General features: G+C 67.7%; 21 protein-coding genes. 14 read left to right on the forward strand and 7 right to left on the reverse strand.

The annotated features are described in order from the left end of the window. Positions 1 to 107: 107 nt before the first annotated feature. The gene (locus ACYSUO_RS36910; protein WP_461780624.1) at positions 108 to 899 is read right to left on the reverse strand and encodes an aminotransferase class IV family protein; all 792 of its coding nucleotides are present in this window, start codon (positions 897 to 899) and stop codon (positions 108 to 110) included. A 206-nt stretch (positions 900 to 1,105) separates the two neighbouring features. On the opposite strand from ACYSUO_RS36910, the gene ACYSUO_RS36915 reads away from it, so the two are divergent. From ACYSUO_RS36915 to ACYSUO_RS36960, 10 genes are all read left to right on the forward strand, one after another. Continuing rightward, on the forward strand, positions 1,106 to 1,531 hold the full coding sequence (locus tag ACYSUO_RS36915) for an ATP-binding protein (RefSeq protein ID WP_461780573.1): 426 nt from the start codon (positions 1,106 to 1,108) through the stop codon (positions 1,529 to 1,531). Then, positions 1,531 to 1,920, forward strand: a complete 390-nt coding sequence (locus tag ACYSUO_RS36920; protein ID WP_461780574.1) for a hypothetical protein — start codon at positions 1,531 to 1,533, stop codon at positions 1,918 to 1,920. The genes ACYSUO_RS36915 and ACYSUO_RS36920 overlap by 1 nt, the downstream gene beginning before the upstream one ends. 231 nt (positions 1,921 to 2,151) lie before the next feature. Beyond that, complete coding sequence (gene fxlM, locus ACYSUO_RS36925) at positions 2,152 to 3,375, forward strand: methyltransferase, FxLD system (protein WP_461780575.1); 1,224 nt, start codon at positions 2,152 to 2,154, stop codon at positions 3,373 to 3,375. A 60-nt stretch (positions 3,376 to 3,435) separates the two neighbouring features. After that, positions 3,436 to 3,633 carry an FxLD family lanthipeptide gene (locus ACYSUO_RS36930; RefSeq protein WP_461780576.1) on the forward strand — a complete coding sequence of 66 codons (198 nt, stop codon included), beginning with the start codon at positions 3,436 to 3,438 and terminating at the stop codon, positions 3,631 to 3,633. Positions 3,634 to 3,735: 102 nt separating this feature from the next. Further along, on the forward strand, positions 3,736 to 6,765 hold the full coding sequence (locus ACYSUO_RS36935) for a lantibiotic dehydratase (RefSeq protein ID WP_461780577.1): 3,030 nt from the start codon (positions 3,736 to 3,738) through the stop codon (positions 6,763 to 6,765). Beyond that, entirely contained in the window at positions 6,762 to 7,979 is a 1,218-nt protein-coding gene (locus ACYSUO_RS36940; RefSeq protein WP_422479737.1) for a lanthionine synthetase C family protein, read from the forward strand. Before ACYSUO_RS36935 ends, ACYSUO_RS36940 begins: the two co-directional genes overlap by 4 nt. After that, the gene (locus ACYSUO_RS36945) at positions 7,961 to 8,965 is read left to right on the forward strand and encodes a thiopeptide-type bacteriocin biosynthesis protein (RefSeq protein WP_461780578.1); all 1,005 of its coding nucleotides are present in this window, start codon (positions 7,961 to 7,963) and stop codon (positions 8,963 to 8,965) included. Before ACYSUO_RS36940 ends, ACYSUO_RS36945 begins: the two co-directional genes overlap by 19 nt. 440 nt (positions 8,966 to 9,405) lie before the next feature. Beyond that, positions 9,406 to 12,762, forward strand: a complete 3,357-nt coding sequence (locus tag ACYSUO_RS36950) for an RHS repeat-associated core domain-containing protein (RefSeq protein WP_461780579.1) — start codon at positions 9,406 to 9,408, stop codon at positions 12,760 to 12,762. Positions 12,763 to 12,924: 162 nt separating this feature from the next. Further along, on the forward strand, positions 12,925 to 13,374 hold the full coding sequence (locus ACYSUO_RS36955; protein ID WP_461780580.1) for an RHS repeat-associated core domain-containing protein: 450 nt from the start codon (positions 12,925 to 12,927) through the stop codon (positions 13,372 to 13,374). Positions 13,375 to 13,488: 114 nt separating this feature from the next. Continuing rightward, positions 13,489 to 13,692, forward strand: a complete 204-nt coding sequence (locus tag ACYSUO_RS36960) for a hypothetical protein (protein WP_461780581.1) — start codon at positions 13,489 to 13,491, stop codon at positions 13,690 to 13,692. Between the two features lie 772 nt (positions 13,693 to 14,464). Here ACYSUO_RS36960 and ACYSUO_RS36965 read toward each other — a convergent pair. Both ACYSUO_RS36965 and ACYSUO_RS36970 read right to left on the reverse strand, forming a co-directional pair. After that, positions 14,465 to 14,812, reverse strand: coding sequence for an SH3 domain-containing protein (locus ACYSUO_RS36965; protein ID WP_443063163.1), 348 nt, complete (start codon positions 14,810 to 14,812; stop codon positions 14,465 to 14,467). 242 nt (positions 14,813 to 15,054) lie between these two features. After that, positions 15,055 to 15,198, reverse strand: a complete 144-nt coding sequence (locus tag ACYSUO_RS36970; RefSeq protein WP_461780582.1) for a hypothetical protein — start codon at positions 15,196 to 15,198, stop codon at positions 15,055 to 15,057. 252 nt (positions 15,199 to 15,450) lie between these two features. Here ACYSUO_RS36970 and ACYSUO_RS36975 point away from each other — a divergent pair, with 252 nt between their 5' ends. From ACYSUO_RS36975 to ACYSUO_RS36990, 4 genes are all read left to right on the forward strand, one after another. Next, positions 15,451 to 15,975, forward strand: coding sequence for a DUF1648 domain-containing protein (locus ACYSUO_RS36975; protein WP_461780583.1), 525 nt, complete (start codon positions 15,451 to 15,453; stop codon positions 15,973 to 15,975). Between the two features lie 102 nt (positions 15,976 to 16,077). Beyond that, positions 16,078 to 16,287 carry a hypothetical protein gene (locus tag ACYSUO_RS36980; RefSeq protein WP_461780584.1) on the forward strand — a complete coding sequence of 70 codons (210 nt, stop codon included), beginning with the start codon at positions 16,078 to 16,080 and terminating at the stop codon, positions 16,285 to 16,287. A gap of 60 nt (positions 16,288 to 16,347) precedes the next feature. Beyond that, positions 16,348 to 16,614, forward strand: coding sequence for a GntR family transcriptional regulator (locus tag ACYSUO_RS36985; protein ID WP_461780585.1), 267 nt, complete (start codon positions 16,348 to 16,350; stop codon positions 16,612 to 16,614). 10 nt (positions 16,615 to 16,624) lie between these two features. Beyond that, positions 16,625 to 17,212: an SMI1/KNR4 family protein gene (locus tag ACYSUO_RS36990; RefSeq protein ID WP_461780586.1), complete on the forward strand. Its 588-nt coding sequence runs from the start codon at positions 16,625 to 16,627 to the stop codon at positions 17,210 to 17,212. Positions 17,213 to 17,290: 78 nt separating this feature from the next. On the opposite strand, the gene ACYSUO_RS36995 is transcribed toward ACYSUO_RS36990, so the two are convergent. The 4 genes from ACYSUO_RS36995 to ACYSUO_RS37010 form a co-directional block, all read right to left on the reverse strand. Continuing rightward, positions 17,291 to 17,689, reverse strand: coding sequence for a hypothetical protein (locus ACYSUO_RS36995; RefSeq protein WP_461780587.1), 399 nt, complete (start codon positions 17,687 to 17,689; stop codon positions 17,291 to 17,293). 78 nt (positions 17,690 to 17,767) lie between these two features. After that, a complete protein-coding gene (locus ACYSUO_RS37000; protein WP_461780588.1) occupies positions 17,768 to 19,510 on the reverse strand; it encodes a relaxase/mobilization nuclease domain-containing protein in 1,743 nt (580 codons plus the stop codon). A 6-nt stretch (positions 19,511 to 19,516) separates the two neighbouring features. Beyond that, positions 19,517 to 19,867, reverse strand: coding sequence for a plasmid mobilization relaxosome protein MobC (gene mobC, locus ACYSUO_RS37005; protein WP_461780589.1), 351 nt, complete (start codon positions 19,865 to 19,867; stop codon positions 19,517 to 19,519). 269 nt (positions 19,868 to 20,136) lie between these two features. Beyond that, positions 20,137 to 20,361, reverse strand: a complete 225-nt coding sequence (locus tag ACYSUO_RS37010; protein ID WP_461780590.1) for a hypothetical protein — start codon at positions 20,359 to 20,361, stop codon at positions 20,137 to 20,139. Positions 20,362 to 20,393: the final 32 nt, after the last annotated feature.

A 20,393-nucleotide genomic window follows, 5' to 3' on the forward strand; every position in this document is an offset into this window, starting at 1 on the left:
CCCACATGAACTCCTCCCATGGCCGACCCGCCAACGTCGCCATGGTGCGCAGCTCACGCCCGCACGGCGAAGCAGGACCCGAAGCCACTTCTCGTCATCGCCAGCTGCTACAGGCTCTCGCCGGGGATCGCGCGGTACGTCTGCTGCAGGTGATGCAGCACTGGGTGGTCGACGGGGAACGTGGTGTCGTCGATCGCCGCCAAGGGCCGTACGCCGATCGACGTGTTTGTCGCGAACGTGGCTGCCATGCCCTTCGCCTGATCGAGCGTCACGCTGTCAATGCGGTGCTCAGTGTGCCGCTGCAGCAGCGTCATGGTCACGCCTGGCAGTACGGGCGCCTGCGGCCACACCACGGCGCCCTGGTGATCGACGAATCCGACGTTCCAGGTGCCGCCCTCGGAGACGCGCCCGTCCCGCCTGACGAACAGAGCGTCGTCGAAGTCCGTACGCTGCGCGGCTCCTCGCGCGTACAGGGCACCGAAGAGGCCGACATGCTTGACCTCGGGCAAGTCGCGCTCGTAGACGACACTCTTGGCGCGAAGCGGCTCCGGGGGCGACGTGCCGGCACCGCGCACCGTCACCAGGATGTGCGGTTCCTGAGCGGCCAGGGGGTGCCCCAGGTCGACCTTGGGGTCGTAGATGGTGACACGGATGGTGCAGGGACGCGCCTGGCCCTCAAGGACCTGGCGGACGTAGTTGAGGACGCGGCCCGTGTCCAACTCGGCATCCCACACGACCTTGCAGTCCCGAGCCAGGCGCTCCATGTGCAGGCTCAGGCCGCGGATGCCGTCGGTATCGACGCGCATGGACGTGAAGTGACCGACGTTCGTCAGGGCCAGAGGAAGCAAGTCCGTTACAGACACGGGCTTTCCATCGAGAGTCACCATGACACCCAGCATGTCAGGGACGGGTTCCGGTGCCGTACCCAGCACATGGTGGCTGATGAGGTGCCGCGACCTGAGCATCATGTCCGAGTCCTCGCCGCATGGCGTTCGCCGACCGTCGCGCCAACGCACACAGTGATCAGCGTGGCGGGGTACACGACGCGGCGCAGCGTGAGCAGACGCCGCAGCCTCTCTTGCCCTACCAGCCGGGGAGGCAGCCAATGATCACTGCAACAGCCATCGCCCCCGTGACCACGCCCCCGTACACCCACCGTGCCATTGAGCTGGCGTTCGCACCTGAGCCTGTCTTCGTCGGTCGTTGCCGACGGATCGCTACTGCCACGCTGCGTCTGTGGGAGGTCCCCGAGTCAGTCGCCGAGAACGCCGTCCTCATCGTCTCCGAACTGGTCACCAACGCCGTCGAACACGGCGGCCGAGAGACGGCTCTACGCGTCCGGCTGTCGGAGACCGAACTGCGCATCGAGGTCACGGACGGCAACCCGCGACCAGCTGTTCTGCACACGCCCGCTGACGACGAAGAGTCCGGACGCGGCCTCTACCTCGTCGCTCTCCTGACCGACCGCTGGGGCACCAGCGACGGCGGCACAACGACCTGGTGCACGATCCTCCTCGAAGGGGATACGTGATGCCCACCGCCTCCAGGACCTGCTGGCCAGACCGACCTCCGCTGCCGCCCCGCGAGCCGGATTTACACCGGATCATCAACGCACTCGCCCGTTCGCTCGCGGACGAGGGCATCAGCGATGCGATCTACGACGCCCTCAATGAAGTCCTGGACGCAGCCACGGACTTCACCCCGGACCAGCTGCTGCAGATCTCCAACACCTTGCGCAGTGCAGGCCGCCAGCTGATCCACATTGCCCCGTACCGGACGGTGTTCTGCCCCACCGCTCAGATCGCGGGCCTGCGAACTCTTCATGACGAGCAACCTGCACTCGAGCATGCCCTGTCGTACGTCAGGCGCTTCGCCGTCGCGATCAGCGCGCTCCTCGACGAGATGGGAGATGACACGTGATGCGCACTCACTCGTCAGTTCTCGGCGCTGGCAGCCAAGCCCGGGCAGGCCGCCGTGCGGCACCCGATCTGCGGTCGTCCGCCCCTGCAGGACAGTTCGCTGCCACCCGACAAGACGCCCAGAGCGGCCGCAAACGTTTACCTGGTGCGGCGTTCCGAATACGCGCCGCGCCTCCCAGAGGCCACGACGCCCCCACTCACACGTTCCACTGACGAAGGACTGTTTCCTCCCATGACAGACGCGACGTCCGACACCGGCGAAGCCACCCGCCAGCGCAACAAGATGATCGACCAGTTGCGTGACGAGGGCTGGATCACCTCCCGCGAGATCGAGACCGTGATGCGCAAAGTGCCGCGAGAGCGCTTCACCCCGCCCGGCACTCCGCTGGCCGAGGTCTACGACCCGTGGAGCGCCGTGGTCACCAAGACGTCCGAGCACGGCGTGCAGACCAGCAGCGTGTCCGCCCCGCAAGTCCAGGGCTTCATGCTGGAGCAGGCCCAGGTCAAGCCGGGAATGACCGTCCTGGAGATCGGTTCGGGCGGTATGAATGCGGCCTATCTCGCCGAACTCGTCGGCTCTGAGGGGTCGGTGACCACCGTCGACATCGATCCGGACGTCACCGCGCGGGCCGAACGCCTCCTCGCCGAGAACGGATACGACCGGGTGCGTGTGGTGACCGCGGATGCGGCCGAGCCCATCCAGGGCCTGGGCATGGCCGACGTCATCCTCGTCACCGTTGGAGCTTGGGACATCCCACCGGCCTGGACACACCAACTCAACCCGAAGGGCCGACTCGTCGTCCCGCTGCGCATGCGGGGCCTGACCCGCTCGGTGTCCTTCGTTCTGAACGACGGTCACCTGGAGTCCGAGTCGGCCAAGCTCTGTGGCTTCGTCCCGATGCAGGGTGCCACCGAGCACCAGGAGCAGCTCCTGCTCGTGGCCGGCACCGAGGAGGTCGCTCTCCGCTTCGACGACGGGCTACCGATCGAGCCGGGTCAGCTCGACAACGCCGTGACCACACCGCGTATCGAGACCTGGACGGGAGTGACGATCGGCCGCCGCGAGCCACTGGCCACGCTCCAGATGCACCTCGCGATCACGATGCCTGGCTTCTGCACCATGAGTCTCGACGAAGAGAAGAGCAGCGGCGTCGTCGCTCCCACCAACCCCCGCTTCTCGCTAGCCGCTGTCTCCGGTGACTCCTTCGCCTACCTCGTGGTCCGCCCGGCCGGGGACTCGGACGTCGAATACGGCGTTCACGCACTGGGCCAGCATGCACAGCAACTCGCTGATGAACTCACCGCGAGCCTGCGTGACTGGGCAACTCTCCGCCGCGGCGGCCCCGACCCGATCATCCGGGTCTATCCGGCAGACGCCATCGATGACCAGATCGTCGGCGACCGGGTCATCGACAAGGCACACAGCCGGATCTCCCTCTCCTGGCCCGCGGCCTGACGCCTCGCCGCGCCGCCAGGTCGTCCTGCACCACTCCACTCACGGAAGAGAGTGATCAACATGAGCACCACGGCCGTACTCGCCAAGCCGACGCCCTCGCAGGTCGAGGAGGAGGACGACTTCGCGCCCCTGAACGTGCAAGTCGTCCTTGCCACCCACCCCATCGGCCGGCTGATGTGCACCACCAGCGACGGCTGCGGCAACACCTGCACGAACGGGGCCAGCTCGTGCAACTCCCTGCTCCGCGACCCCGAGTGACGTAGTCGACGACAAACCCGGTTTGCCCAGCGGGGGCGTCGCACCCCCTCGGCGCCCCCGCGCCCGCTCGTGCCCCTCCCCTGTGAGCGACAGGACGGAACCATGACCTTCGACGTCACCTACCGGTGGACCGGCGCCGCAGTGCTCCGCTCCACCACCGCACCCACCCTCGCCGCTCCCGCCCAGGAATTCGACCTGGACGACCCGGCCAGCACTCGACGGTGGCTCGCTCAGCTCTTCACTCAACAGGACGTACGCAACGCGTTGTCCGCCGCCAGCCCTGCACTCACCCGCACCGTCGAGTCCATGGTCCAGGGCGCTCAGGTCCGGCCCCGGCAGATCCGCCGTGCCGCCCTCTCCGTCACCTCCTACCTGCTGCGGTGGCAGCACCGCCCCACGCCCTTCGCCCTGTTCGCCGGGACGGCACCCGTGACGGTCGGATCGAGACCCATCGTGCGATGGGGCGACGCCCACTCCGTCTTCCTGCGCGCCGACGGAGAGTGGATCAGCGACGTCGTCCGGACGCTGGAGGAGAACCCAGCCGTTCTGGAGAAGCTGTCCCTGGTGGCCAACAACGCCGCGCACCCACGCGGGAAGCGGCTCGCAGCACCCGGCATACCCGCCGACGGCCACGACCGGCTCATGGCGCCCGAGGAAATGTCCCTGCGCCTGACGCGCCCCGTGGAAGCCGCCCTGCAGGCGGCAGCCACTCCGATCACATACCGCGCTCTGCGCGAGCACCTGTCCGCGATGTTCCCGTCCGGAGCCGCAGGGAAGATCGACGCACTACTGCGTGACCTCGTCGCGCACAACCTGCTGATCACCAAGCTGCGCCCGCCGATGACCGTTCACGATCCGCTCGACCACGTGTGCCGAGAACTCGCAGGTGCCAACCTCACAGGCCAGGCAGAGGACTTGGACGAGCTGCGTGGCGCGCTCGTTGGTCACTCCGCCTCGGCCGCGGACACAGATCTGGGCACACTCACCCACCGCATGCACCAACATTCCGACGTCTCTCCGCTGCCCGTGGTCGTTGACACCGCCCTGGACTGTGACGTGCAGATACCCGGCGACGTCATCACGGAGGCCAAGAAGGCCGTTGCCGTGCTGCACGAGGTCAGTCCGCTGCCCCACGGCCATGACCAATGGCGAGACTGGCACTGGCGTTTTCGCGAGCGATACGGGCCCGGCGCCGCAGTACCCGTACTCGACCTGGTCAAGGACAGCGGACTGGGCTGGCCCGCGCAGTACATCGGGTCCGAGCGGCGCAAGGCGCCGGCCAAAGTCACCGACCGGGACCGGCTGCTGCTGCGTCTGCTTCAGCGTGCCGAGCTGGACGGCCACACCGAACTCGTACTGGACGACGCCAAGGTCATCGAACTCGCCGAAGCCGCAGCAACCGATGACAAGGCCTACAGCGACCGCAGTGAACTGGCCTTCGAGGTCCACGCCCCTTCGTGCCGGGCCTTGGCTGACGGCGACTTCCACCTCGCAGTCGTGGGTGTCCCCCGGCCCGCCAGCAGCATGTTGGGCCGCTCGGTCCACGCGTTGCCGGCGGCTGTGCAGGAGCAGATCGCCGACTCGTTCACGACGCGCCCGCACGCCGTCACGGCCCAACTGTCGTTCGGGCCCCGACGGCGCCGCAACGAGAACGTCGCCCGAACCGGACAACTCCTCCCCCGCGTGATCCCGCTCGGCGAGCACCCACCAGAGACAGGCGCGACGATCCGCCTGGAAGATCTCGTGGTGACCGCGAGCGCACGACATCTGTTCCTTGTGCACCACCCCACCGGCCGCCCTGTCGACGTCCGAGTGCCGCACGCCCTGGAGGCCGGCATTCAGACGCCGCCCCTGGCGCGCTTCCTCGCCGAGGTAGGCGGGGCTCGCCACGCCGCCTACGGCGAGTTCGACTTCGGGGCAGCGGCCCATCTGCCGTATCTGCCCCGGGTGCGCTACGGCCGTGCGATCCTCAGCCCTGCCCGCTGGCGCCTGGCCAGCAGCGAACTGCCAGGCCACAGCGCCACGCAGGAGCAGTGGGACGACCGGTTCGCCCAGTGGTGCCGCGCTCTGCGTGTCCCCGACAGGGTGTCCATGAGCGAGTACGACCAGCGCCTCTCCCTGTGCCTCGATCAAGCCGCCCACCGGTGTCTAGTGCGCTCGGCCCTCAACAAGCTGGGCGAACTGGAGCTGCGTGAAAGCCCCGGCATCGACGCATACGGCTGGATCGGGCGCGCCCACGAGATAGTGGTGGCCTTTCACCGTGAGACTCCGGCACCGCCCACGGACCCGATGCCGTCCGCCCACGTAGAGCGCCCGGCCCCGCTCCAACTCCCCGGCGCGGGAGACGTACTGCGTGCCAACCTGTACGGCCACCCCCGCCGCTTCGACGAGATCCTCACGACCTGGCTTCCGCTCCTCTGGGACCGGCTCGACCACCATGCGCAGACGGGATGGTTCACACGGCATCGCGACCTGTCCAGGCCCGAAGACGGCCAGTTCCTGGATCTGATGCTTCCCACGTCCCCCGACCGCTGGGCGGCGACAGCACTCACGGTGAACAAGTGGGCGAACGAGCTGCACGACACCGGCCTTCTCTCCCGCCTCACCCTGGAGACGTACCAGCCGCACCACGGGCGGTACGGGTCCTCGCCGGCAGCCACCGAGGCCGCGCATCAACTCTTCGCCACCGACTCCCACTTGGCCGTTGAACAGATCCGGTACGCCGACCAGCACGACGTCGACCTCTCGATGCTCACCACGGTCAGCCTGGTCGACCTCGCCACCCGGCTGCATGGATTCCGAGAAGCAGGCCTCGCCTGGCTCATCGACCACGCCCCCGCCCATGGCCGACCCGACCGCGAGCTGCGCCGCCAAGCAATCCGGCTCTACGACGGACACCCACTCCCCAACAGCGAACGACTCACCGAGGCCTGGGAGGCGCGCGCCAAAGCCATCGCCGCCTACCGACACGCTCTCCTGGACGAGGGGCGCGCCCCCGGCTCGATCCTGCGGACGCTCCTGCACCAGCACCACGTCCGCACGCTCGGCGCCGACCCGACCGAGGAAGAAGCCGTGCTGCACCTGGCCCGCACCGTGGCGCTTCGCTACCTGCCCCTGGAGGCCGTACGGTGAGCGCCCCGCTCGCCCGCGTCCATGATGTGCTTGCGGAGTTCGCGGGTCATCTCGAGCAGCCTTCAGCACCCGCCATCGACTCGCGTTGGGCAGGGCAGTCACTCGCGTCGGGAGCGGCCGGGACCGCACTGTTCCACAGCGAGTACGCCGCCCGGGGCCTGGCCAGGTGGGGGATCGCACACCAGTGGCTTCAACAGGCCACAGCTGACGACCTCAGCGCCGAGGAATCCACCGGCCTGTACCTCGGCGCGACCGCCGCCGCGTTCGCCCTCCAAAACGTCCCGCAGGACAGAACACCCCTGTATCAAGGGGCCCGTGACACGCTGCACCGCCACATCCTCACCCTGACCCACCGACGGGCCGATGCCGCCTTCGCACGCATCGCCCGACGCCGGCCAGCCACATTCGCCGAGTACGACACCTTCATCGGCCTCACCGGAATCGGCGCCTACCTCCTGCGCACCGACCCGAAGAGCAACGCCATGGAGCGCGTTCTCGACTACCTCGTCGCGCTGACCAAGCCGCTCGACGAACACACCCCCGGCTGGTGGGTCGACCACGACCCGTGGCGCGAGCACGCACTGCCCGGCGGCCACGGCAACTTCGGTGCGGCCCACGGCATCACAGGACCTCTCCTGCTACTCGCCCAGGCACTACGCCGAGGGCACGCGGTACCCGGGCACGAACAGGCCATCCGGACCATCTGCGACCACCTCGACACCTGGCGGCAGGACAGCGAGGCGGGCCCATGGTGGCCCGAACACATCACATTCGCCGACGTCGAGGCTGGACGCCCCCATCAGCGCGGCCCCGGCCGCCCCAGCTGGTGCTACGGCACCCCCGGCATCGCCCGCGCTGGTCAACTGGCCGGGATCGCCCTGCACGACAGCGCCTTGCAATCCGCCTACGAAGACGCCCTGTTCCACTGCCTCAGCGATCCCGTCCAGCTTGACACGATCACCGACACAAGCCTGTGCCACGGCTGGGCGGGCCTCTACCAGACCGCGTTCCGGGCCGCGCACGACAGTCTGACGCCACGCCTCCACCAGCTCCTGCCCCCTCTCGGGAAGCTCCTGCTTGCCAGTGCCCGCCCAGGCACGGAGGCGGGCTCGGGGTTCCTCGAAGGCGACGCGGGCTCCGCCCTCGCCCTCACCACGCTCAGCACCGCCACGGCGCCGACCACCGGATGGGACGCATGCCTCCTCATCGACTGATCCCCACCACGTACCCCCGCGTCACCGGCGAGGTAGCCAATGCCGTCCTAGACGTGCTCGCCGGCCAGCCAACTGACGGCGTCGCCCGCCGGATTGACATGGACCCCGTGAGCCTCTCCGACGCGGTGGATGCCTTCGTGGCCGCCGGGACGGACGCCACCTTCCGTCATCAGTACCGCCCCAACTGGCTCCAGGTGTACGTAGAGTTCCCCGGTTGGCACGACGCCGACCACACCGCCGCTGAACACCTCCTGCCGCTGCTACTCGACATGGAGAACGGTGGAGCGTGCTCCCGGTGGTGGTTCATCCGCAAACACCCGTACTGGCGACTGCGCATGCAGACCAGCGCCGAGAGTCACACTCGCGACGAACTCGGCTCGAGACTCGATGACTTGACCAGCGCAGGACACCTCCGCAGTTGGCACTCAGGCACGTACGAGCCGGAGACCGCCGCATTCGGTGGCCCCATCGGCATGATGAATGCCCATCTACTCTTCGCCGCTGACAGCCGCCACGTTCTCTCCCTATCCACGGTCCCCGAACTACCGCTCGGCCGCCGCGAGCTCTCCGTCCTCTTGCCCACAGTCATGATGAGTGCCGCGGGGTTGGAGTGGGGCGAGCAGGGCGACGTCTGGGACCTCGTCATCAACGAGGAGTGCCGCAACGTCGCGGATTTTTCGGACCAGGTCGACGCGCTCGCCGAAACGGTGCGGCCACTGCTCCTCAGCGGCCTCTCCAGGGATGGCGCCCTCTTCGGCCCGGGGAAGCCCCTCCACCCAATCGCGGATTGGGCGGCTGCGTTCGAAGCCGCGGGCCGCGCCCTCCAGACGGCGCATGCCTGCAACACCTTGGAGCGCAGCATTCGCAGAACGCTCGCGTATCACGTGATCTTCCACTGGAACCGTCTGGGCCTATCCGACGGAGTTCAAAGCGCCTTGGCCCTCGCCGCTCGCACCGCTGTCTTCGACCCGCCACAGTCGATCTAGGTTGTTGGGAAATTGCCGTGACAGACCGTCGGCAGGGAAAGGGAACCGGCGATTCGAGCAGCCAACGCCCCTATCTAGTGCCCGGCAGACAACACGCCTTCGACCCCAGAAGCACTAGGCGATCACTTACACGATTTCGGCAGGCACGGAAGGCTCTGTTCCGGCCACCGTTTCTCGTCATGCCGCCACCTGCACGTTCGGCAGAAATGCCCGAACAGGCCCTCACTGCCTGGGCTTTGCACCGCAGTGGATCTCGCAATCATTGTCCGATTTCGATCGGCATGCAGTCGAAATTTCGGGTCACCGGCTTTCATCCTTGTGGGTTCCATGTGGATTCTGTTCCCTTCCGGTGACCATCGGGGTCACTGATGCTGTCTGCCCATGGGGGGAAGATGTCACTTTCGCGCGCCCGAAGACGTGTCAGACCCACCGTGGTGGCCATGCTGGCCACCCTCGCCCTGGGAGCCGGTGCGCTCCCGGCCCTCGCCGCGCCCGAGCCGCCCGGCCCCTCCCAGTCGGCATGGGGCAAGAGCGAGCCGAAGGCAAAGGTCCCGCCGGTCAAAGTGGGCTCCACCCGGCCGGCGAAACCAGTTACAGAAGCAGACCTGTCGGCCGAACGCCGCGCCTGGCGGGCCGCGCAGAAGAAGCGCGCCACCGAGCCGGCCCCGACGACCGCCGAGGCGAAAGCAGCAGCGGCCGCCGCGGAGGACTACGTGCCCGAGGGACAGGGAGATGTGCCCTGGCACGAGATCTCCGACTTCCGCATCACCGACTCCCTGGTGACCCGGGTCAACTACTCCACCGGGAACCTGATGCTCGCCGCCACCGACTTCGAGGTCGCCGGCCTGGGCCGCCCGCTGCGGCTGGCCCGCACCTACAACTCCCTGGACGCGCCCTGGGGGAAGGTGTCCCAGCGGTGGTGGCAGGAGTACGAGCGCTACGCCCAGATCGGCGCCGGACAGGTGGTTGTCTACGATGCCACCGGCGATTCGCTGGCCTTCACCCAGAACACCGACGGCACGTACAAGACGCCGACGGGCTACTCCAAGGACCTGAAGAAGAACACGGACGGCAGCTACACGCTCAGCGACCGCAAGTCCGGGGTGAAGGACACCTACAACGCCTCGGGCACGCTGACCAAGGTCTCCGACCGCAACGGCAACACCGTTACGGTCACCCAGCATGATGAGACGGCCGAGCACAGGGGCTTCAAGCTCACCGAGACCCGCACCGGCCGCTCGATCGACCTGGTCAAGACGGACGCCTCGCAGTGGCAGGCCAAGGACCACACAGGCCGCACCGCCGTCTTCGACCTGAACCCGTCCGGTGACCTGGCGAAGACGACGGACACCGAGGGCAAGGCAACCGTCTTCGACTACGACTCCTCCCACCGCCTGACAAAGATAACGACGCCGGAGGGGCGGGTCACCGCCTTCACCTACGACGGCCAGAACCGGGTCACCTCGATGCTGCGGGCCACCGACTTCAACGGCTCCACCCACACCGGCCCCACCTACCGCTACGACTACTCGGCGAGTGATCCCAACGCGGCGGGCACAACCACGGTGACCGACCCCGAAGAACACACCACCACCTACACGCACGACGGACAGGGCAAGGTCTCCAAGGTCACCGATCCCCTGGACCACTCCCGTTCGCGCAGCTACGACGCGAACAACAACATCAAGACGGCCACCGACGCCATGGGGGCGGGCAGCACCCCTGGCAACGTGACGGCCTACGGCTGGGACGCCCGCAACAACCCGACCTCAGCGAAACTGCCCACGGGCGCCACCAGCGCGGTGAGCGGGTACCAGACCATCGCGGGAGCCGACCTGCCGGGCAGCATGACCACCCCGGACGGCGAGAAGACCGACTACACCTACGACACTGCCGGCAACACCGCGACGGTCGCCGTCACCGGGACCGGAGGCGGCACGACGACCTTCACCCACAACAAGGCCACCCCCACCTGCGGCGGCTTCGAGGGCCAGCGGTGCACCGTCAAGGACGCCCGCAGCAAGGTCACTTCGTTCCACTACGACACCAAGGGCAACCTCGACAAGGTCACCCCGCCCGCCCCGCTCGGCGCGACCACGTACACCTACGACAGCCTGGGCCGGCCCGAGACGGCCCTCGACGGGCGCGGGATCACCACGGTCTACACCTACGACCACCGCGACCGGATCACCGAGGTCTCTACCACCAACACCACCGTGCGCTACACCTACGACGGTGACGGCAATCTCAAGACGCGCACCGACGACATCGGCACCGTGGTGTACGACTTCGACCCGCTCTCCCGTGAGACGGTGCGCACGCTGCAGGACGGCTCCCAGACCGTCCTCGCCTACACCCCGGCCGGAAACGTCGACACATACACCGATCCCGGCGGCACCATCGACTACACCTGGGACGCGGCCAACAACCTCAAGTCCCTCAAGGACCCGTCGGGTCGCGTGACGTCGTACGACTACAACAACAACGACGTCCGCACCAAGACCACCTACCCCGGCGGCACCGTCCAGACCGTCACCCCGGACAACTCCGGCCGCCCCAAGACCATCAAGACCACCAGCCCGAAGGGCACCCTGGTCTCGCTCGCGTACACCTACTCCTACGTCTCGGGCTCCACGACGAAGGACGGGGCAAAGATCCGCACCTCCACGGATGCGGTGGCGGGGATGAAGACGACCTACAGCTACGACAGCGCCGGCCGCTTCTCCTACGCCAAGGAGGAGAAGGGCACCACCCTCAACTCCTCCTGGCAGTACTGCTACGACGGCGCCGGCAACCTCACCTCCCAAGGCGTCGAGCAGGGCTGCCCGCGCGGCACCACCTACACCTACAACGACGCCTCCCAGCTCACCTCCAAGAACGGCTCCACCACCAACTGGGACTACGACAAGACCGGCAACGAGCTAGCCGGCGCCTCCACCCCCGAAGGCACCCGCACCGCCGAGAAATGGTCGGACTTCTCCCAGCTGACCTCGCTCACCGTCGGGGGCACCACCTACCCGGCCGACTACGGCTCCACCGACTCCAGCGAACGCCACCGCCTCGGCAACACCTACTACCACCCCGGCCCCATCGGCCTGGCCGCCGAGACAACTGCCGGTGTGGACACCGGATTTGTCCGCGAACCGCAGGGCACTCTGAACTCCATGACCCGCAACGGGAAGGCTTACTACTACCTCACCGACGCCCTCGGCTCGGTGATCGGCCTGGCCGACGAGACCGGCACCAAGGTGAACACCTACGCCTACAGCCCCCGCGGCGTCACCCGCTCCACCACCAACGAACAGGTCCCACAGCCCTACCAGTTCGCCGGCGGCCACCAAGACCCCACCGGCCTCTACCACCTCGGCGCCCGCTACTACGACCCCAACATCGGCCGCTTCACCCAACCCGACCCCTCCGGCCAGGAAAAGAACCCCTACCTCTACGCCGAGGGCGACCCCGTCAACCGTATCGACCCCAACGGACTGCTCTCACTGGGCGAGGGACTTGGCCTTGCGGGAACAGTGGTCGGGCTCGCCGCTCTGGCTCCTGTCAGTGCGCCAGTGGCCATCGGCGCCGGCGCCGTTGGAACCGGACTGAGCGTCGCAGGATCCATCGCGTCCGGGAACTCTGCCGGACAAACCGCAGCCGTAGGGATTCTGGGGCTGGGTACTGGCGGTGTAGGAGCCGCGACCAAGCTTGCAGGCATAGGCGGCAAGACTGGCTTGGGACTCGATCTCGGGTACACCGCGCTGGGCTACTTCGGCGGCGCGGGGATAAGTGGAAGCTGGCTCTGAAAGGCGGTATCCGTGCACCTCGCCCTCGTAGGAATCGGATTTAAGGACAATCCTGCCGCAACGATAGTCCTCGGAATCCTGGTAATGCTGGTCGCGACTGGACTGCTCTACTGGCGCTACAGGAGCGAGAAGAGGAAGTAGGTCGATCCTCGGTAATAGCGCTTGGAGCTATCGCTGCACCAGCGCTCCAAGGGACACCGTTCGCATATCGCGATCGAAGAAGCGCACGGCCGCCATTGGCGGCCGTGCGCCCATCTCTTATCTAGAGCCTATCGACCCGTACCACCTCGGAGCCCGCTACCAACGACCCCCAACATCGGCCGCTTCACCCAACCCGACCCCTCCGGCCAGGAAAAGAACCCCTACCTCTACGCCGAAGGCGACCCCGTCAACCGCATCGACCCCACCGGATTGCTCGACTGGAAATCCTTCACAGTGGGAGTTGTCACCACAGCCGCAATCGGTGCAGCAGCCGTTACCGTCGGCGCGGCTTGCGGAGCGACAGCGGGCCTTGCCTGTGCCGCAGCCGGAGCGGTCACAGCAGGTCTGTGGGGCGGGCAGCCGCTGGCGGAACTGCCGCTGCACTCGGCGTTGACCCCGAGTCGGCCGTGATGTCCGGAGTCGGGGGCGGCCTTCTTTCACCGTTCGTCCCGGCTTTCCGCTGACTTGTCGAGGGCGTGCCCGGGGCCAAGCTGGGCACGCCCTCGGCGGAGAGGAGCTGAATTCGTGAACCGTCTGACCCGCGTGCTTTTGTGGGGGCTCTCCATGACAGCCATAGTCGTTGCGATGATGTACCCGTGGCAGGCGGGATGGTCACGTGGGCAGGCAGCGGTCTGGATGCTCGGCATTGCCGTGTTCACCATCACGGTCTCTCTCGGCGCTCAGCGTCTCGCCAAACAGCGTTCTCGCCGGAGTCGCGGGCGCCGCTGAAGAGAACCAGCCTCTACCGCCGGGAACGATACACCTCATTGTGTTAGCCGTTATAAGGAGCGGACATCCTCACCTACGGCTGACGTGCCACGAGCGAGCGCAGAGAAGTTGGCCTTGTCCGCCCAGCAGTGCCGGGCCGAAGGGACATAGCCTCGGCCCGGCAACTCTCCGCTGCATGTGGCTCCGATCCGGGACAGGTCCCCCAGGACTCCCCATCGGCACAGTCCTCGTAGTCTCCTCGCGAGTCTGAGTCGGTGTCGTCGGCGCCACGAGAGGAACCCGCCTGAATCACCTGTCGTGAGTCTGAACTCGCCCGTACCGCCACAGAACCAGAAGGGAGACTCGCAATGAGCGGGCCCTGGCGAGCAGAACAGCGAGCCAAGGGAGCCGCCCTGGCTCTTGCTGTATGCGCGATCACACTGGTGATCACGCTCGTGTGGGTCGAGCATCGAGCCCTTGCCCTCTGGGTCCTGCTGGGTACAGCCCTCCTGTCAGTAGAGCAACTGGCTCTGGGGCTACGGGAGGCCAAGCACGGCCAGCAGCAACGAAGAGATCCGTAGGCCCGCTCCCTCCGCCACGAGTCCCGCGTCTTGAGGCGACGCACCAGCTTCCGGCCCTCCCCCAAGGTGAGGACCGGAAGCCGTACGACCGCGTCACGCGCCCTCAGCCACTCCACAACGACGCGCAACATGCAGTCGCCGACGTCGGCCTCGAAGAAGAACTCACCTTTTCGGGAACCCCACGGCGAGAACCGTGAACAGCAGCGCATTTGTTAGTGCAGGCACATGTAGACCTCTCGGTAAACGTACGCCCCGGACACCCAACCCGTGACGCCGGTGGACTTGTCCGTTATGTAGTGCCAGTTGCCGTGGGTCTTGTGGACGCTGAACTTGTGCCCCTTGTAGAGCACACCGCGTGCGGTGGACTTGCTGGTCGCGTGGGAACGGATCGTCACAGCCTTCGTGAGGACCGTCCACGGTCCACGGCGGTCGCAATCGCCGCCAGGAGAAGGCGAGACCGAGGCGTGGGACGGTGCCGCTGTCGCGCTCGTAGCCGAGACGACAGGGGCTGCCAGTGCTCCGAGAATAGCGACGGAAGCAGCGAGTCGGGCAGTGTGCATGCGGAATTGACCTCTGTGATGGGCTGAGGAAATGCGGAAGCAGCCGCAGTCGGATTCCGTGCGGCCGAGCTCAAGAGTCCAGAGGATCCGCAGCTTCCGGTGACCGGAGATTGCGTGATATGCGGGCGCCACCCAGCACGGGCCACGTCCCAACGGTGGCTTCGGCGCCGGATTGCTTCCACGCCTTGCAACCGTTGCGAATGCCCGGTGGTGGCCTGCCGACTGCGACGGCCCGGCGGGGCTCAACGTCGACGATTGCGCTGACCGGCGGTGATGATCAAGTCGGGCTGAACCTGCTCGACGGCCTCACCGCCCGCGCGACGCCGCAGCACGGTGTGGAGCATGCCGTCGGTGGCGTAGATGCCGGGAAGGCGGCCGGCGAACATTTCCAGAACCATGCCGTCGGCAGTGAGGTGACAGGCGAGCGCGGTGAGTTCAGCAGCGTCGCGACGATCCTCCCCTCGGGAGGCGGGGTTCGTCGGTTCCGAAGGCGACTCAGCCCCGTAGTTTCAGCAGAGGCGGCAGGTGTAGATCAGCCAGCCGCATCTGACGTCGTCCTGGGGCACTCCCTACCCAGGCGACTGCACTATCGTTCAATTGCTCTAGTGCTATGCGAACAATGCACACCGAGGGGCGGAATGGATCACCCCGACCGGACTTCCCGCACCCAGCAGCCGGACCCGCTGCGGTGGTACGCCGGACTCCCCTGCCTGGTAGCCGCATTGGTGGTGGCTGCGGTGTTCATCGTGTCGTGGCCGAACCTGCCGGACCCCATGGCCGTCCACTTCGACGAGGCGGGGAACGTCAACCGGTCCTCCTCCCCAGCGGAGCTGCTACTGATCTCCGAAATGACCTTGCTCGGACTCGGCCTGGGGGTGTCCCGGAGCGCGGTACGAGGATCGCTCGCCCTACGAACGCTCTATGCCACTTCTGCGGCTGCGGCCGTCTCGCTGGGGTACCTGTTCACGGTGTTGGCGCTGGTGAACGCCGACGCCTCCACCGCTGACGAGGCGCGGATGCCGTTGTGGCACCTGACCGTCGCCGCGGGATTGGCCGCCGCCGCTATTTTCGGGGCGCACGTGCTGACGCGTCGGGAGCACCCCGATGGCACAGATCGGCCCACGGCATCTGGCTCCGTGGGCCATCGGCGAGGGTCGGGGTGATGGCTGGCGCCCAAGTGAGTGTCCACGAGGGCGGGCTGCCATCCGGCCGCCGCTGCTTCGCAGGCCCCGGACCCACCTCCCGCTTCAGCGGATCGACAAAGCGTGGGCCGACAAGTCCGGCCGTTGCCGGATCTCGAAGGCCGGGGATACAGGATCGCCAACGGCAGGCGCGGACTTGCGCTGCGATCCGGGCAGGCGGTGTGGCTGGAGCTGGACGACGGCAAGCAGTTCGTCGTGGCCGTTCACGACGCCGCCGCGGCGGCCGGGCTGCTCGGCGACCTGCTGGCCCGGGACGTGCGTCGGGACCACTGAGATGCTGATCCGTATCGACGCGGGCTCCGCCTCCCACTTTCGGAGCAGATCGCCGCCGCCGTGCGACGGGCACTGGCCGACGGCGCCCTGAACCCCGGCGCCCGGCTGCCCGCCGCCCGGGAGGTGGCGCGACTCCTCGACGTAAACGTCCACACCGTCCTGCACGGCTACCAGCAGTCGCGCGATGAGTATCTGATCGACCTCCGACACGGCCGGGGCGCTGTGGCGATCGCCGTCCCGGCGCAGGCGAGACGAAGCCACATCTCCCGGGCGCACCGGGAGGACCGCGTCGACGCCGAAGTAACATCAACACCCCTCTGTCCATAGGGTGCTGTGCATGGACAGCCATGACGTCACGGAGAAGTGGGCATGGGTCGGGGACTGGCTGCGTGACCGTGCGCCGAGGTCGCATGCGTCGCTGCGTCCGGGTGCCTCCGTCGAGCGAATGGCGCAGGCCGAACAGCAACTGGGTTTCCCCTTGCACACCGAGCTGCGCGGGCTGTGGTCGCTAAACGACGGTGTCAGCGACAGCGACGCGGGCGCGTTCCTCAACGGGCTGGGGCTGCTGCCACTGGACGTCGCCCTGGAGACCCGGGCGTTCCTCGCGGATGAGGATCCTGAATGGGGCTCGTTGTGGGTCCCGGTCACTGCCGACGAGGTCGGCGAGCCGTGGAGCGGAGACTTCATCGACTGCGGCACCGGCCTAACCGGCCACTGGTGCATGGATGAGGAGCCGGGCATGCATGGCGAGTTCGGCAACGGGCTGACCTTGCCGGGGCTCGTGGGGTATGTCGTCGAAGCGCTGAGGGCGGGCACCGGGCCGTTCATCGGTCGACCCAATGCCCCCGGGCTCGTGGACGGTGCCCTGGTGTGGGCAGATCCTCGCGACGTGCGCACTCCCGGCTGGGCGCCGGTGCACGCCTGATGTGATCACTGGCGCCGTGGTGAGCCAGCCTATGCGTTCGGCACGAACGTCGGCCCCCTCACTGCCCTCCAGGTACTACTACGGGCGGGGCGTACTGAAATACGTGCCGGCCAGGGCACCGTCGTAGCCCATGGACTGGGCGGCGGCCTCAAGGCTCGGGTGGTCACGACCTCCAGCGTCGATCATGGATTCGTAGTCCGCACGGTTCAGTTCGGGCTCGACCCACTCGTGGGCACAACGGCAGCGAATCCGGATGGTGCTGCGGTCACAGATCACCATCCAGTCACGGCGCGCGCCGCAGTTCGGGCACATCACGGGAATGCCCGTGACACGGATTTCCTCCGGGTGGGTGGTGGCACGCAGGCGGATGACGCCGTCACCGAGCTGCGTCTCCTGCTGCAGGCGCAGCAGCGGGTCCTCATATCCATCAGCGGCCGACGCAAGCGGTCTGGATATCTGGACATCTTCGCTAACCATGGGCCTTGTTCTCCTCGTTCTCTTGTTGACCAGCCGTAACAGCTTTCGGCCGGCGCAGTCCAGCCCTTTGCAGTGGTGTCAGTGCCGAGCCCGGGGACGGCGGGCATGGTCCGTTTTGGGGTGCGGCGTGGTGGTGGCCTGTGTCGGAACTTCGGTGAACTGGGGCGGCTCCGGTGGTGTCATGTGCGTCGTCGCTGTAGGGGGCAGGCCTGGCGTGGCGGGCAAGTGGGCGATGCGGCGCAGGCGCCAGACGAGTACATCGGGGACGCTGTCCGCCGTGACCAACTCTCGCCATTCGACGGCTTGTTGGAGAATGGTCTCCGCGTGGTGTCCGGCCCCCTCGGCCTCGCCCAGAGTGGCGACGAGGGCGTCCCAGCCGGGTCCGCGGTGGTCGGAGCCAGCGCGCTCGGGAAGGGCCTCCTCGAGGGCACGTGCATAGCGGTCTCGTTGAGGCGTGGAGAGTCGACGCCCACGTGCGTGCATCGCAGACATGGGGGTGGCGGCGGCGGTTCGGTAGGCGGCGCGGAGGTGTTCGGCGGCCTGACGGGCGGCGGCTGCCTGCTGGGCATGGCCTCGGGCCGAGTGCCAGCGGGTCGCGGCGATGGTGGCAAGGACCAGGGTGGACAGGAGCATCGCGGTGGCGCCGCCGTCCTCGCCGTTACCGAGGGCGTTGCCCGCCCGGGTGATGCCGCGTGCGGCTGCACGCAGAGCTCGATGATCCGCATGTTCGGCGCGGATGTGAGAGCGGGTTGCTCGTTCGAAGGCACGGGCGGCTTTGGCGAGTTCCTCGCGCGATGAGGTGGAGGCAGTCTGGGCGACGGCGTCCAGGACAGTACCGACTCCGACAAGGTGTGCCGCGCCGCTGGCGTCCTCTTGGCCGACGATTTGGGTAACCGCCTGTTCAACGGCAGCGATAGCTGCACGGCGGGCGTGCGCTGGGCGCTGGGCGATGTCCTTCGTCGAAGACAGATTGTCTTCGCGCACGCTGTCCTGAAGCCGTCGGCGGATCTGCGGCAGCGAGAGGTCTGGCGCGAGGCCGGAGCCGGGGAACCAGATCGGCTGTCCCGTACGGTTGCGGTCGCCCGGCAACGCCACCTTGTATCCAAGGGCATCGCCAGAGGGAGCGCGTCGGACTTCGAGGCGGAGGCCGGCCTCGGTGAGGCGGTGGAAGAACTCGGCTTCGTCGGCGGCTCCGGCCAGGGCCTGGCGGACGTGTTCACGAAGGGTTTCGCGGGCCGGTTCGGGGCGGCCGGTGCGTTCGGCTTTCGCGCGTTCGGCGCTGGTGGGACGTTGGGCCGCGGTGCCGTCGCCCTCGTTGAGGATCTGTAGACCCCATTCCTTTTCGATCTTGCGGCATTCGGCCTGGGCGCGAATGCCGTCTTGGTGGCGTCGTGGGCTGCGTCCGTCTTCGCGTTTGAGGGTGGCGACGATGTGGATGTGGTCGTCGGCGTGGCGGACCGCGACCCAACGGCAGGCCTTGTCGTCGCCGTACTCGGCGATGCCGGTCGCGTGGACGATGCGGCGGGCGACTTCGGACCACTCGGTGTCGGTGAGGTACCGGTCGCCGGGTGCCGTGCGGACGGGGCAGTGCCAGACGTGTCGGGCCGGGCGCCGGGCCTCGGGGACCGCCAGGACCGGAAGGTCCAGGGCGTCGGCGAGTTGCTTCAGCGTTGCTGCCCGGTCCCGTCCCGGGTCGGGGGCGAGTTCCGGCATCCAGGCCGTCACGAGGTGCGGATCGATGTGTTCGTCGCGCCGGCCAGGGCCGTAGAGGTAGGCGAGGAGGCCGTACGTACGGCCTCCGGTGGAGATGTCGGGGACCACGGCTGGTTACCGCCGGGCCAGTTCGATTGCCGCGGCCTCGACTCGGGCTGCCGCACGCAGGACTCGGGCGACTGCGTCGACCGCGTACTCGGCGTGACCGCCGGAGTTCAGGACACGGGCCACTTGGTTCAGGTTGTTGCCGACGCGGGCGAGCTGAGCGCTGGCCGTCATCAGCTCCTCGACTCGGCCACGCTGGTCCAACAGCCAGGATTTCGGACCACCTTGGGCTCGTGCGACAGCAACCGCGGCGTCGGCGATGAATCCGGCGGCCTTCAGGCCGACCTCGTCGGCTGCGCGGTGGACTGTGTCGAGTTCGTCGCGCGTCAGGCGGACGCTGCGGACTTGGTCGCGGTGCACGCTCTGACGCAGGCGTGGGCGCGTACGCACGTTGGCGCGTTCGTCATCTTCTCCACCCGGCTGCGATCCGCCCTCGGTCGCAGCCTCCGTGCCCGGCGCCCCCTGGTGCCGGGCCTCCCCCGCCTCCCCTGGGGCGGGGGCATGCCCTTCCGAAACTCCTCCGCGGCCTATGGCTGCGGAGGAGTTTCGGAAGGTACAGCTTGCTCGGCTTCGTTCCGGGCAGGGTGCTCCGCTCGGGTCGGGTGGTGTGCAGGCGTTCTCGCCAGGTGTCATCGAGGCAGTCCGGGTGCGGTGCGGCGGACGTCGTGCAGGACATCGGCTACGAAGTCGATTACGAGGACGGGGTGGTGGAGCGTGTGGGGCCTGCTGGTGGGCGTGCGTTGCACTGTCCAGGCGCCGTCGGGGCCAGGTTGGGCGCGGTGCAGGTGTCCGTATTTGGTGAGCACGGTGATCCACACGTTGGCTTCGGCGTGGGTGGCCGGCGTGGTGCGCATGGTGTGTCTCCCGGTTCGGGGAATGGGGCGAA

This window comes from Streptomyces sp. UC4497 (assembly GCF_054871485.1).